A 16,283-nucleotide genomic window follows, 5' to 3' on the forward strand; every position below is an offset into this window, starting at 1 on the left:
CCATGGCTTTACAGCCGCAGAAGCTGGATAAACAGAACATTGAAAATATGTTAGGTATCACTACGATCCAAGAAGGACTGCTGTTTCATCATTTAATGGAACCGAACGGAACAGCTTATTTTGAACAACTGCTGATCGAAATAGACGGACCAATAGATCGAGACATTTTTGAACAATCATGGACGAATGTCACCAAACAGCATGAAATGCTTAGAACATTGTTCAGATGGCAGGAACTAGCAAAACCAGTACAAATTGTGCTGAAGGAGCATCAGCCAGACATTCGATATCGTGATTTCACGCAAGCGAAGGAGCCTCTTCATGTGCTGAAAGAAGAGGTGACGGCACAGAACCGAGAAGAACGCTTTGATCTGCATGAAGTCCCATTCCGCCTGACGTTATGTGAAGTGAATGATGAAGTCAGCTGGGTTCTCATTAGCTTCCATCACATTTTATTGGACGGCTGGAGCCTAGGGATTGTATTAAGCGATTGGATGAGTGCATATGAGCGCTTATCGAATGGGGACAAACCTCTTCTGGAACAAAGACCGTCCTACCAATCCTTTGTTAAATGGCAGCAGAAAAACCTTCAACAGACAGAAGCACAAGCCGCCTATTGGAAAAATGTTTTCAACGGATGGAGTTATGCAGAACTGCTTCCGAAGTCAAGCGGCGCATATGAACCTTCAGAAGTGTTTCATCAATATGAACATCAAGTGGATCCTTCCATTGCGGAGAGCTGGAGCAAATTCACAAATCAATATGACGTGACGCTGGCATCTGTGATGTATACGCTGTGGGGAGTTTTGCTATCTAAGTATGCGAACCAAGATGATATTGTCTTTGGGACAACAGTATCAGGGAGAAATGCAGATGTCCCTCATATTGAAAAGATGACTGGGCTGTTCATTAACACTTTACCGCTGCGAGTCTCATTCGAACAGGAGCGGCCAATTCTTGAACAGATGCAGGAGGTGAGCCGTGAGATCGCTGTAAGAAATGAATATGAACATACCCCACTATCTGACTTAAAAAAATATGCAGGAATGACTGCAGAGCAATCATTATTCGATTCAATCGTCGTCATTGAAAACTATCCACTAGATCAAATGCTCACGAAAAACGATCAGCCAATTCGTATTCGTGGATTTGAGATGACTGAGCAGACAGAATTCGATCTCACGCTTAGTGTTCAGGCGTTTGATGATCAGCTGCACTTTTCATTGGTGTATAACCCTGTCAGCTTTTCAGCTGAGCAAATCGAAAAGTGGTGTCAGCATTTTCTTCATCTCCTGTCTGATGCCTGTGCACATCCGCACAAATCTGCTGCTCAACTACAGCTGCTATCAGAAGAAGAGAAAGAAAAGCAGTTAGCGGTCTTTCAGCAATACGGCGGAGCAACACCTAGCCATGAGCCAACGGTGATTGACCTATTTGAAGCACAAGTGGAGCGAACGCCAGCGGCAGTCGCAGTTGAGTTTGGCGATACGACGGTTACATATGAACAACTCAATAAGAGAGTGAACCAGCTCGCACATTATTTACAAAACAAAGGAGTCAAACAGGAGCAGCGTGTCGGCATTTTAGCAGAGCATTCCATTGAAATGGTGATAGCATGCTTATCGATCTTAAAAGCTGGCGGTGCTTACGTGCCGATTGATCCTGAATATCCGCAGGAACGAATAGAATATCTATTAGAAGACAGCGGAGTAGAATGGCTCTTAACTCATCCAATGAAAGGGCTCACCTATGCCTATCATGGAGAAAAAATTGATATCACGCAGCCGGATCTATACACCGGACCATCAGACAACTTGGCACAAGCCATCACCTCAGACCAAACAGCCTACTGCATTTATACATCAGGAACGACCGGAAGACCAAAAGGAGTACTCATTCATCATCTTGGCTTAGCCAACTATATTGATTGGGCGAAGCAAGTATATGTTCGAGGAGAAACAAGGCATTTTGCTTTGTATACCTCACTGTCCTTTGACTTGACGGTTACTTCTATTTTCACGCCGCTCATTTCAGGAAATACCATCATGATTTATCACCATGAAAACCGGCAGCTACTTGTCGAAGACATCATAAAAGACAACCGTGTACATGTGATGAAACTGACACCATCTCATTTACAGTTTATTAAGCATTTGTCTTTCCCAGACAGCCAAATGAAATGTTTCATTTTAGGCGGAGAGCAGCTGGAAACATCTTTAGCGAAATCCATTCAGCAGTCCTTTCCGCAGCCAATTGAAATTGTGAATGAATATGGACCAACTGAAACGGTCGTTGGCTGCATGATTCATCGATATAACCAGGACATTGATCAAGACGTGTATGTACCGATTGGAAAGCCTGCACAGCATACGGATATTCTTCTGTTTGACAGACATATGAATCTCATGCCGGAAGGAGCCGTCGGTGAATTATATATTGGCGGAAAAGGTGTCGCAAAAGGCTATTTGAATCGCCCAGAACTAACCGAAGAAAGATTTGTCGATCACCCTTTCCAGCCAGGAGAAAAAATTTATAAAACAGGTGATGCAGCGCGCATTCTCCCTAATGGTCTCATTCAATTTTTAGGTCGAAATGATGATCAAGTGAAGCTGAGAGGCTACCGGATTGAAACTGGTGAGATTGAATTTTGGTTGAATGAACAGCCAGGAATAAAAGCAGCAGCTGTTGTTGTAAAGCCAGATGTTTCTGGTACACCATGTTTGGCCGCATATGTTGTCACGACAGCCATACTTGATCAAGCGGCAATAAAACAAGCGTTGGCTGATCAACTGCCGGATTATATGATCCCAACTCACTTTGTTCAATTAGACGATATGCCGCTGACTGCCAATGGCAAACTAGATAAACGAGCTTTACCTGCTTTAAAACAGGCGCAGCAAACGAAAAAACAGGCGGGCTCTGACTATCTTTCTGATACGGAGAAAGTCATTCAAGACATTTGGAAAAAGGTCCTCGGCTTAGATGAGGTAAGTGTTCATGACAAATTCTTTGACATTGGCGGGCATTCACTCAATTTGATCCACGTCAATCAACAGCTCGCTAAGCAATTGAATCAAAGCATTCCAATGGTCGAAATGTTCCGCCGCCCAACGATTAGAGAGCTTGCCGCATATTTAAGCGGCGATTCAGAGCAGACAGCGGCAGACACGCAGCCTGTAAAACAAAAGATAAGAAAAGCTAATGAGCCGATTGCCATTATTGGAATGGCTGGTAAATTCCCAGGTGCGAAAAATGTTGAGGCATTTTGGCGAAATTTGAAGAATGGAGAAGAATCAATTTCCTTCTTTTCCGATGAAGAACTGCTTGAAGCTGGTATTGACCGCCAAACCTTCGAGCGATCCGATTATGTGAGGGCAAAGGGTGTCATTGATGGACCTGATTTATTTGATGCATCCTTCTTCGGCTATTCGCCAGGTCAGGCAGAAATGATGGATCCTCAAATACGTCTCCTGCATGAATACGCCTATAAGGCGCTGGAAGATGCGGGGTATGTACAAGAAAATTATACGGGGAAGGTCGGGTTGTTTACTGGGTCCACTTCGAACTTCCAATGGATTCAGCGTTTTGCCGCTTCCCTTGATAGCAGCATGTCAGAGCTGTTTGAAGTGGGTTCACTCAATGATACGTATACCGTCAGTACAAGAATTGCCCATAAATTGAATTTGAAAGGACCGGCGCTTACGCTGCAAACCGCTTGTTCAACTTCCTTGGTCGCCTTGCATTTGGCCTGTCAATCCATTGCAAATGGTGATTCAGATGTAGCTCTTGCGGGAGGTGTGTCGATCCTGCACCCAGTGAAATCAGGCTACGTTTATCAGCAGAACATGGTGAAATCAAGTGATGGCCACTGCCGCGCTTTTGATGATCAAGCAGATGGAACTGTTGGCGGAGATGGTGTTGGTCTTGTTGCTTTAAAAGCACTTAGTGAAGCCATAGAAGATGGTGACCATATTTATGCGGTTATTAAGGGCTCTGCCATCAACAATGATGGTGATCAAAAGGTTGGTTTCAATGCTCCGAGCGTCGAAGGACAGACACGTGTCATTCAGGATGCCCTGCATCAAGCAGATGTTTCACCAGAGACGATTGAATATGTGGAAACACATGGAACTGGCACATCACTTGGTGATCCGATTGAAATAGAGGCGCTCACAAAGGCTTTCGACACAGAGAAAAAACAATTTTGCCGCATTGGATCTGTGAAAACAAATATTGGACATTTAGATGCAGCGGCAGGAGCAGCTGGCTTGATCAAAGCTGTGCTTTCGCTTCAGCATCACACATTTGTACCTAGTCTTCACTTCAAAAAAGCCAATGAAAACATTGCATTTGAGCACAGTCCTTTCTTTGTAAACACTGAGCTGATCGACTGGAAGCAGCCAGCTTCCCATTTGCGGCGGGCGGGGGTGAGCTCATTTGGAATGGGTGGAACGAATGCACATGTCATCTTAGAAGAAGCACCACAAAGAGATCGTCAGCAAATGCCTCGTTCTGCTGAGCTGCTTGTTCTTTCAGCCAAGAGCAAAACGAGCTTGGAACGAATGAAAGACAAACTCGCAAGCCAAATAGAAAACACACCTTCTATCAATTTGGCAGACGCAGCTTATACCCTGCAAACAGGAAGACAATCCTTTGGTTTTCGTCAGGCATTTGTTGCGGCAAACAGAGAAGATGCTCTAAGAGTATTAACAGAAAAGCAAGGCAAGGGCATTGGAAAGCTCATGCATTCGCATGTGGAAAAGCAAAAGATTATTTTTATGTTTTCTGGACAAGGCAATCAATATCTCAATATGGGATTAGATTTGTACCGGGAAGAGCCTTACTTTAAGAAGCAAATGGATGCTTGTTTTCAAGCATATGAAGAAGCAACAGGACGAAGTCTTGCCCGTATTCTGTACCCATTAGCAGCTGAAACAGAAAAGGCACGTGAACAATTGGCAAGTACTCAATATGCACAGCCAGCCATTTTTGCCATTGAATATGCCTTATCCATGCTTTTCATTGAATGGGGCGTTCGTCCTGATGCAATGATCGGCTATAGCTTTGGCGAATTAACGGCAGCCGCCATATCAGGGCTATTCAGCTTAAAGGACGCAATGTCCATGGTCGCCTATCGTGCGAATGCGATGCAGTCGTCACCAGCTGGCGTCATGATGAGTGTTCCATTACCTGAGGCAGAGCTAAAACCGATGCTTCCAAACGATATTTCTCTCGCGGTTGTCAATGATTCATCATGTATCGTGTCAGGTCTAGAAGAGGCGATAGGTGAATTTGAACAAGAGCTAAAAAGCAACAGATTGATGTGTATGCGATTAGGTGGAACCATTGCCGCCCACTCACATGTCATGAAGGAGGCAGCGGAGCAATTCGGAGAAAAATTAACGCATATTAACGCCAAGTCGCTTCGTATTCCATTCATTTCGAATCTGTCAGGAGATTGGATGACAGATACGAGTGCGAAGGATATGTCTTATTGGAAAAGGCATATGACCGATACAGTTCGCTTTGCTGAAGGCATCACAAATATTTTACAAGAGGACAATATTCAACTAATTGAGATTGGCCCAGGACAAGATTTAAGCGTGATGGTCAACCGGTCGCTGAACGGCCTGAATCAGCATGTATGTCATGTGTTAAGACATTCAAAACAAGATGTGACGGATACTGAATTTTTACTTGGTCAAATTGGACGTCTATGGACAAACGGATTATCTATTGATTGGGATAGGTTCCATTTAAACCGTCAGCCGAGGAAAATGCCGCTGCCAACGTATGCATTTGATCAAACCTCCTATTGGTATGATGCAGCAGATCGTGTGAAACAAGACAAACCAAAGCAGTCTGGACGAAAGCAGCAAATGGATGAATGGTTCTATACCCCTCATTGGGAAGCCGATCTTTTACCTTGCGTGCCATCAGAAGATACGTCTGGCGGAGCCTTGCTTTTGTTTGCAGATCCATCTGCTTTTGGAGAGAAGATTGCGGCTGAGCTCCTGACGAAACGGAACGAGTCCGTAGTGGTTCGTAAAGGAAATGAATTTACGAAGCATGACAAAAAAAGCTATACCATTCGGTCACATGAGCCATCTGATTATGAAAGGCTCATATCAAATCTGGCAGATGATGAAATCAACGTGTCGAAAGTTTGTCATCTATGGGGGCTTTCAGAACGACAGCTATCTCACACGGAAGAAGAATGGGTGAAGCAAACGCAGCAAGATGCTTATTACTCCTTGCTTTATATCGGCCAGGCACTGAAAAAATATGTGTTGGACCAAAAGGTATCGATTACAGTTCTTTCCTCATTGACGTATGCCGTTGGCGGTGAGCCTGTACTTTATCCTGAAAAAGCGATCCATCTAGGACCTGCGATGGTGATTTCACAGGAAACACCGAACTTACGCTACCGCATTCTTGATATTGATCGCCCAGTGGAAAATGGGGTTCAAGAAAAGAGATTGCTAAAGCAAATAAGCGATGAGCTAGACCGAGCGTATGGACAGCTTCTCACGGTCTATCGACGAAATAAGCGATATGTGAAAAAGTATGCGAATAGTTCAGTTCCTGAAACAGGACAGGCTCATTTGGCTAAAAAAGATGGTGTATACATTTTAATTGGCGGACTTGGGTTTATTGGATTGAATATCGCCCAGACTTTGGCCGAGCAAACGAAGGGAACATTGATCTTAACGAGCAGGTCTGGACTCCCTGATAGAAGCAAGTGGCAAGAATGGCTGTCTACGCATGATGAACAGGATCCAACAAAGAAAAAAATCCAAAGGGTAATGGCGCTGGAAGAGACAGGTGCAGATGTTCTCATTCAGAAAGTAGACGTTCGTCACAAGGAAGATATCCAGCAATTGATCAACACAGTGGATGCATCATATGGGCAGATCGATGGCGTGATCTATGCAGCTGGAGTGACAGGCGACCAATCTTTCCAGGTGATGGAGCAAACAGATGTCACTTTTTCGGAGCCGCATTTTGAAGCGAAGATGAATGGTGTGCTTCATCTTGATGCTGCCTTAAGTGATCGATCCCTTGATTTCTGTTTTGTCCTGTCATCTTTGTCACCGATCTTGGGCGGACTCGGTTTTACAGCCTATACAGCTGTGAATCATTTCATCGATGCGTACGTGTATGAACGCAATCTACGTTCAGAAACACAGTGGTCTGTCATTAGCTTTGACGGCTGGGAATTTGAGCAAGGGAAGCAGCTTGATCTTCCAATCGGAGATGATGTCACCGAAACGTTAATTACAGAAAAAGAAGGAAGAATGATCTTTGAACGATTGCTTTCGCTGGATCAAGTGGAACAAATGGTTATTTCGACAACATCTTTACATGATCGTATTCACCGATATGTAGACCGTTTATCCCTTAAGGATGAGAGCGGCGGAGAGCATGAACAAGATGGCAACCTGTATTCTCGACCAGCGCTTTCCACGAATTATGCGGCACCAGAAACGGAGCTGGAGAAGGCATTAAGTCAACATTGGCAAGCATTCTTTAAGATTGATGAAATTGGCATAGATGATCATTTCTTTGAAATGGGTGGAGATTCTCTAAAGGCGATTACCTTCATTGGTATCATTCATCGTGCATTTAGTGTAGAGCTGACGCTGCCACAATTTTTCCAAATCCCTACGATACGATTAATGGCAGCATATATCGATCAAGCAGATACTGCTGCTTATCATGCGATTGAAAAAGCCGAAGTGAAGGAGCATTATCCTCTGTCGTCTGCGCAAAAACGGTTGTATCTCATGCAGCAAATGGATGTAAACAGCACAGGATACAACGAGTTTAAAGCGGGACGAATCAAAGGGAAACTCGATATTAGCAGGTTGGAATGGGCATTTCAGCAGCTCATTAAGAGACACGAAAGTTTGCGGACAGCGTTTGTACTAGAGAATGGCGTCCCTTATCAAAAGATTGAAGAAGAGGTACCATTTGCAGTCACATTATTTGACCTCACTAACGGATCAACACAAGGATCTGAGGAAGAGCAAAAACAAGTGATTGAACAATTTTTGACTGCCTTTACGTTAAGTGAAGCTCCATTGATGAGAGTCGGTGTGATGAAGCTGGCAGATGAGGAATTCGTACTCATGCTGGACATGCACCACATTATCTCAGACGGTCTTTCTCAAGATATTTTGGTCAATGACTTTATGCAGTTATATGACGGCAGGACGCTCGAGCCTCTTGCTCTGCAATATAAAGATTTTTCAGAATGGCAAAATGACCTGCTTGCATCAGAAGCACTGAAAGAATCGAGTGATTACTGGAAAAACCGGTTAGAAAGTCCCCCGCTACTTGATCTGCCAACAGATTTCGATCGGCCAGAAGTGAGACAATTTCGCGGCGGACATTATACGTTCCGTATAGAAGAAGCGGAGCTGAACGCGTTTAAGCAGGTGATTTTACAGGAAGACGCCACACTGTTTATGGGCTTGTTAAGTGTATATCAGATTTTGCTTCACAAATTAAGCGGACAATCAGATATCACGGTCGGGGTTCCGGTAGCAGGGAGAAAACAAGAGGAGCTGCAGCAAGTGATCGGTATTTTTGTCAATATGCTGCCACTTCGTTTGTATCCTAAAGCAGAGCTGACGTACCAGCAATTCCTGCAGGATGTGAAAGCACATGTCATCGATGATTTCGGACATCAAGACTATCAATATGAACAAATGGTTCAAGACCTCCAGTTAAGCCGGAGTGTCAGCCGGAATCTATTGTTTGATGCTGTGTTCGCCTTGCAAAATATGAATCAGCCAGAACTGAAGGTAGGCGGTTTAACCTTTAGTGATTATCCGTATGAGACAGGAACGTCACGCTTTGATTTACTCTGGATTGCGTATGAGCAGGAAGACGGTCTTTCTTCAACGATTGAATATAATACTGAGCTTTTCACAGAGGAAACCATCGAGCAGATTGCGGGCTTGCTGAAAGACATCATGAGGGCTGTTTCAGTAGATGCTGTAAGAATAGAGGAGATCGAACTGACTTCTTCATTCAAGCAATTAGATGACGTATCTCTTTTCGAATTAGATGACTTGAAAATATAAGTAAAGAGGTGAATGGAAGAGTGATTGAACATGATGATTTTCAACTGAAAGCAGCGGCGAAGGAAAGGGTGTTAGAAAGAGCCTACTGGACATCGATCTTATCAGGTGTCCAGCTTGATGGCCGCATTCCTCATACGGTTTCACATGCCAAGCCTGCTGCAATGAACCGATCGCTTCATTCGTCCTTCCCTGTGGCTATGAATCATTCGTTAAAGCAATTATGTGGAGATTCTGATTTGCGCCTGTTTATCGTGCTAACCACAGCAGCTTTTGGCTTGCTTCAACGTTATAGCGGAAAAACTGAGTTGATGGTGACTGTTCCTACAATGGAACAGTCTGCTAATCAATCCGCCATCAATCATATGCTGCCGCTGAAGGCAGAGATTGAGCCTCATATGAGCTTTAGCGCAGGGCTAGAGGCAGTGAAACAATCGTTTCAGGAGGCAGTGCGTCATCAAAACTATCCTGTTTATATTTTAATGGATGAGCTTTGGCATTCAGCAGGAGAAGACAAGAAGCGTGTCAATCTGGCATGTGCATTTGAGACATTGCATGGGCAAGTTGACAGAGAGCAGCTGCATGCGGATGTGCTTATTGTTTGGAAGAAAGAACAAGATCACCTTCATGCTGAAGTTCACTGGGATGCTTCCATTTATGATGACCACATGATGGAGCAGTTCTCCAATCATTTCATGGGATTCACAGAGCAATGTCTCGAAACGTCTGAGCAAACGATGAGCACACACTCATTTTTATCTGATATAGAGAAAAATCAGCTGTTTGATTCGTTTCAAGGAGAGTCGCTCGCTTATCCAGTGGATCGTGATATTGTGTCGTTATTTCAACAACAAGTCCAATTGTATCCAGCGCGAACGGCTGTTGTGTTTGGCACCACCTCCTATACATATGAAGAGGTTGATCATTTATCAGATCGCATTGCGCTTAGACTATCTCAAAGTCAGATAACACGTGAGGCTCCTGTTGGACTCAGAATGTATCGATCTGCTGAACTTGTCATTGCCATTCTTGGCATCTTAAAGGCTGGCTATGCTTATTTACCGATTGATGTTCATCTGCCGATTGAAAGAATTCGGTATATGCTCAAAAACAGCGGCGCTACAGCTATTGTCTCGGATGCAGAAGGACACGAAGGATTGGATGTCGAGGTCCATGTGATTCAAGACATGCTTCAAGAACCATCAATAAAAGAGAATATGACTTGGTCTATCTCGCCTTCGGATATGGCGTATGTCCTGTATACATCAGGTACGACAGGGCATCCGAAAGGTGTCGTTATCGAACATCGTCATGTCATTAATTTGGTATATGGAATGAAAACGCGCTTTTTTGATCTGCTCCCTAATCCTTTGCAAGTAGGGATGCTGGCTTCTCACATTTTTGATGCGTCTGTTCAAACATTGTTCCCGGCATTGCTCTTCGGGCATACGCTGCATATTGCCAAAGATGAAGTCCGTATGGATGGGCATGCGTTATGGTCGTTTTACCAAGAACATCACATCCAGCTGTCTGATGTGACCCCCTCTCATTTAAAGCTGATGAACAAGGCAGCAGCGCAATCAAAAAAAGACTTGCCAGCGTTGAAGATGATGCTGGTGGGCGGAGAGGTGTTCACAAAAGAGCTGATGGATCAATTTTTACAGCATATATCAGGTGAAAAACCAATCATGATAAATGCGTATGGGCCGACTGAATGTACGGTTCAGTCATCATCCTTTTTGATTCCCCAAGACTGGGATGAGCAAGTCATTCCTATTGGGCAGCCGATGCCGAATGAGCATATTTTCATATGTGACGCGCAAGGAGAGCCAGTTCCGATTGGCGTCTTTGGAGAGTTATATATAGCAGGCGATGGTGTAGGTCGTGGGTACATCAATCACCCTGATCTGAGCAAGGAGAAATTTATCAAAAAACCAGAGCTGAGCAGCGGGATGTTATACGGTACGGGAGATCTTGCAAGATGGCGGTTTGATGGTTTATTAGAATTTGCCAAGAGAAACGACGGTCAAGTGAAAATTAGGGGATATCGAATTGAGCTAGAGGAAATCCGTAGAGCGATTCTTGATGACCCGCATATGCAAGGAATGATTCAAGATGTCATTGTCATTCCTAAGGAAACGCAGGATCAGGACCAATACATTTGCGCATACATGATGGCAAAACAAGTGATAGATCAGCGTGCGCTTCGTCAGTCTTTAAGTGAAAGATTACCAGGTTATATGGTGCCGAGACATGTCATCCAAATAGAGCAATTTCCTTTGAATCTATCAGGGAAATTGGATATCCAAGCACTACCGAATCCAGAAGATCAGCTGTCAAACAATCAAGAGCCTGTGACCATTCAAGCACATAATGAAACAGAGCAGAAGCTTGTTCGCATTTTCGCCTCTATTTTACAAGTCCCTGCTTCGCAGATTCGTATAGATGAACCGTTTTTTGACTTAGGCGGGAACTCTTTTAATATCGTTGAGTTGTCCAATAAAGTGAAAGAGGAATTTCAGCAGGAGCTGACAGTGATGGAGCTGTTCCAATATACAACTGTTTCGCAAATAGCTACGCAATTAAAAAACAAAGCATCAGGGCAAGAGAAACAGATCGAAGATGATGGAGAAAATGAAGCGGATGACTTAGAAAGTGCCGCTCAACTGTTAGGCGGGATGATAGATGAGTAAGTTCACAGGATTAGAGGTTGCAGTGATTGGGATGGCATGCCGTTTTCCCGGAGCAAAGAATATTCATCACTTTTGGGACAACCTTGCAAATGGAAGAGAGTCCATTACGTTCTTTTCGAAGGAAGAGCTGCTTGAGGCAGGGGTTGAGAAAGAAGCATTGGATCATGAGCAATATGTACGTGCCAAAGGAGCAGTTGATCAGCATGATCATTTTGATGCAGATTTCTTTGGTTATTCACAGCGTGAAGCAGAAGTAATGGACCCGCAAATCCGCATGTTTCATGAGGTGGCGTGGGAATCACTTGAAGATGCAGGCTATAACCCTGAAACCTATCAGGAACCGATTGGTTTATTTGGAGCCGCTTCTGCTAATTTATATTGGCAAGCTGCTTCCATGCTGATGAGAACGAATCACTCATCCGAACAATTTGCGGCTGTTCAGTTAACAGATAAAGATTTCATGAACACAAAGGTATCTTATAAATTGAATTTGAAGGGGCCGAGCGTAGCTGTTGATACAGCTTGTTCTTCCTCTTTGACTGCCATTCATATGGCGGCGCGTGCCCTGATTACTGGAGAATGTAAAATGGCACTCGCAGGCGGCGTCACCATTACGACCCCTCACAAAAAAGGATACATGTATCAAGAAGGCATGATCATGTCGCCAGATGGGCACTGCCGGGCTTTTGATGAACAGGCAGAAGGCACTGTTGGTGGTGAGGGCTGCGGTGTTGTTGTGCTCAAATCATTAAAGCAGGCACTAAAAGATAAGGACCATATCTATGGCGTGATTAAAGGGTCAGCCTATAACAATGACGGCGGGCGGAAGGTTGGCTACACAGCACCAAGCATAGAAGGACAAAGCGAAGTGATTAAAAAGGCACTCAACATCAGTCGTGTAGAAGCTGAGAGTATTTCTTATATTGAAGCACACGGCACCGGTACAACTCTTGGAGATCCGGTTGAAATTGAGTCACTAAAGAAAGCCTTTCAAACGGATAAAAAGCAGTTTTGTGCGATTGGGTCTGTGAAAACCAATATTGGTCATCTTGACTCAGCCGCAGGGGTTGCAGGTTTTATCAAGACAACGCTTAGTCTGTACCATCAGATGCTGCCGCCTAGCCTTCATTATAAAAAACCGAATCCGAAAATTGATTTTGAATCAAGTCCATTTTATGTCAATACAACCCCCGTACTATGGATGAAAACAGAGCAGCCGCTGCGTGCCGGAGTTAGTTCGTTTGGAGTCGGTGGAACGAATGTACACCTGATCATGGAAGAGGCACCCGCCGCCGACAACCCGTCATTAGAAAGAGATCATGAGCTAATGGTGATTTCTGCAAGATCGAAGCAGGCGGTTCAAAAATCGGCTGAACAAATGACATCTTATTTAAAAGAACAAAAGCGTGTCACACTATCCGAGGCTGCCTTTACACTGCAAGAGGGACGAAAGCATTTTCCTTATCGACAAGCTTTTCTTGCAGGGCCTGACCGCACATTCCAGTCAGCTGGACAGCCGCAAAAGGCCTTTCAACAGCCGGCAGTTGTCTGGATGTTTTCTGGACAAGGTGCTCAGTATGTGAATATGGGCAAGGATTTATATGAGAAAGATCCTGAATTTAAACAAACGCTTCAGAAATGTTTTGCCATCATTTTATCTTTATCAGGTGTTGAGATCGAGAACGTGTTATATCCAACAACCGAAGAAGAGTTCATAAAAGCAGAACAACTCATACAGCAAACATCATATACACAAATCATCTTGTTTAGTTTTGAGTATGCGCTCGCATCGAAGCTGATGGGACTAGGCATATGTCCGCATTATTTCATTGGTCATAGTATTGGAGAAATAACAGCTGCCTGCGTGGCCGGTATCATACACCTTGAAGATGCAATCCGGATCGTTTTAAAAAGAGGCAGTTTGATGCAAAAAATGCCTCGGGGTGAAATGGCCGGAGTGTCACTCTCTGCCGAAGAGATTGAACATGATCTTCCTGAGGGTGTCGAGCTTTCTGCGGTGAATAGCTCACAATTATCTGTTGTTTCCGGTTCTCCAGAACGGTTACAGATCTATCTCGAACAAGCTGAAAAAAGAGGAGCTTCTGTCCAAACATTGAAAACCTCTCACGCCTTTCATACGAGTATGATGGCTGAAGCGTCCGTACAGTTTAAGAACGCTCTCTCAGAGATCACCTATCAGCAGGGCGAGGTTCCGATCCTTTCGAATGTGACAGGAAGCTGGTTAACAAATGAGCAAGCCTCATCGCCTGATTACTGGGCATCTCATATCAGGCAGCCTGTTTTATTTAGTCAAGGGTTAGAGACGTTACTTGGACTTGGTGAAGTGGTTTTCATTGAAGTGGGACCAGGTCATACGTTGACTCAATTTGTGAGACGACATGATGACTATGATGTGAACAAAGCAGCGGCTGTTTCATTGGTGAGACATCCAAAAGAACAAGCTGCTGATGATGAATATATGAAAAAGGCTATAGGGAAGCTGTGGAGTTTTGGAGTGGAGCCGAACTGGAGCGCTGTCAGAAAAGAAAAGACCCCATATCGAGTGTCACTGCCAACATATCCATTTGAGCATCAAATATTCCCCTCTCCGCAGTTTAAAGCGGATCAGCTGATGAGCAATTTAGCACCATCAGAAATGGGGGAGACACTCTCCGCTGATTTTCAAGACTGGTTTTACATTCCGGTATGGGAGCGCTCTGCACCTGTACTAAAAGAGCAGCATCATCAAGGGAAGCGTATCTTGGTTTTTGAGAAAAATGGTCATATTGCCGCTTATTTGAAAGAGCGGCATGCAGAGGTTGTCAGCGTCTGTCAAAGTGATCATACGATCAAAGAAAATGACCAGGTGATGAAGGCTGACGTTCATATGCTGTCACACTTAGAGTGGGTGATGGCTGAACTGCAGCAATCTGGATTTATACCGGAAGAGATCATCTGGATGCATGATGAACTAACAGAAGATACAGGTGATCAGCCGAACTACTTATCTGTACTTGATCTCGTCAGGCTGATCAGTCAGCATCATAACACAACCATCCGTCTTCACCTTGTGACAAACCAAGCGCATGATGTTATCGGGATGGAGAAGGTCAATCCTCTTCAAGCAACATGTACTGGATTAGCTCTGACCATTCCTCAAGAATATCAGCACATTGCGTGTCAGCACATTGATTTATGTCAGGAAACAAAGGCGGACTGGCCGCTATTTCTTTCATATGAGGTTGCAATGCACGATCAAGAGGCAGTCGTGGCGTATCGGGGGAACAGTAGGTGGGTTCGAAAAGCTTCAAGTACACCTTTAAGCAAAGAGGAATCGTCCACACAGCCTATCAGGACTCATGGTGTTTACCTCCTGACCGGCGGTATGGGAGGCATTGGTTTCACACTAGCTCAACATTTAGCAGAAACGTATCAAGCAAAACTTGTGTTCCTCAGCCGATCACAAATACGTGAACGCTCTGCATGGCATGAACTGCGTGATGCGGATGGGAAAGAAGCTGAAACCGTGAAAAAGCTGATGACTCTTGAAGAGTTAGGAGCTGATGTACTAACTGTACACGGTGATGTGTCAGATAAAGACGCCGTGCAGAAAGCGATCCAGCTGGCTCATACATCATTTGGTGATTTACATGGTGTCATCCATGCGGCAGGAGAGGCAGATGGGAAGATCATCCAAGCAAGAACAGCAGACGATGAAATTCGCATGTGTCTGCCAAAAATCAACGGGACCTATGTGCTGGATGAAGCACTCAAGGATGAAACGCTCGACTTCTTTTTACTTTGTTCATCCCTAGTGTCCTTTCTTGGAGCGGCTGGACAAGTGGCTTATGCCGCTTCCAATGCTTTTATGGACAGCTTTGCTCATGAGAAGAGGCAGGAAGGAAAGCCAGTGATTTCTTTAAACTGGGATCGATGGGAAAAAGTCGGTATGGCACACAACTCAGCATTAGCGGCCAAAGTCAATGACATGATGACGCTCGAGGAGCAGGCGGGAATTTCACCAGATGAAGGAATCAAGGCCTTTCAGGAAGTGCTGCGTCTAGATTATCCGCAAATTCTTGTTTCTGTTCGAGACATGGGTGAGAGAATAAAACACCGCTTAACACCTATGCAGCAGGAAGAAGAGTCGACTCAACAAATATCGCAGGTCATAGATGATCGTCTAGAAGCATCATTGTGTGATGTACTCAGCTCTTTTTTTCCTCATGAACCGGATGTAAATGAGAACTTCTTTGAAATGGGTGCGACATCCCTTGATTTACTGCAGATGAGCGGTCATATTAAATCAATTTATGGTATAGAGGTTCCAGTGGTCATGATGTATAGTCATCCAACGATTGCGTCATTGGCTGCAGAACTGAAGAAGATACATGGAGTGAAGGAAGAAAAGCAAGCTGTCACTGAGTCATCTAATCTCCGCAAACAGGCGATGGCAGATGGGAAGAACCGCCGTAAACAGAGATTAAAACGAAAATAGATG

General features: G+C 44.4%; 3 protein-coding genes. All 3 read left to right on the forward strand.

Going from position 1 to position 16,283, the window contains the following annotated elements; translation table 11 throughout:
- Positions 1-2: 2 nt before the first annotated feature.
- From NSS78_RS03460 to NSS78_RS03470, 3 genes are read left to right on the forward strand one after another with little or no spacing between them, the layout of a single operon-like run.
- Positions 3-9,092 (forward strand): amino acid adenylation domain-containing protein, encoded by a 9,090-nt coding sequence (locus NSS78_RS03460; protein WP_342468289.1) that lies wholly within the window; start codon positions 3-5, stop codon positions 9,090-9,092.
- Between the two features lie 20 nt (positions 9,093-9,112).
- Positions 9,113-11,782 (forward strand): non-ribosomal peptide synthetase, encoded by a 2,670-nt coding sequence (locus NSS78_RS03465; RefSeq protein WP_327840035.1) that lies wholly within the window; start codon positions 9,113-9,115, stop codon positions 11,780-11,782.
- A complete protein-coding gene (locus tag NSS78_RS03470) occupies positions 11,775-16,280 on the forward strand; it encodes a type I polyketide synthase (RefSeq protein ID WP_327840037.1) in 4,506 nt (1,501 codons plus the stop codon). The genes NSS78_RS03465 and NSS78_RS03470 overlap by 8 nt, the downstream gene beginning before the upstream one ends.
- Positions 16,281-16,283: the final 3 nt, after the last annotated feature.

It is taken from the genome of Bacillus sp. FSL W8-0920 (assembly GCF_038593215.1).
Taxonomy (GTDB): domain Bacteria; phylum Bacillota; class Bacilli; order Bacillales; family Bacillaceae; genus Bacillus; species Bacillus pumilus.

Excerpts from the sequence above, each read along its gene's own strand:
- NSS78_RS03460 (WP_342468289.1), top strand. The coding sequence starts at position 3 with ATGGCTTTACAGCCGCAGAAGCTGGATAAACAGAACATTGAAAATATG.
- NSS78_RS03470 (WP_327840037.1), top strand. The coding sequence starts at position 11,775 with ATGAGTAAGTTCACAGGATTAGAGGTTGCAGTGATTGGGATGGCATGC.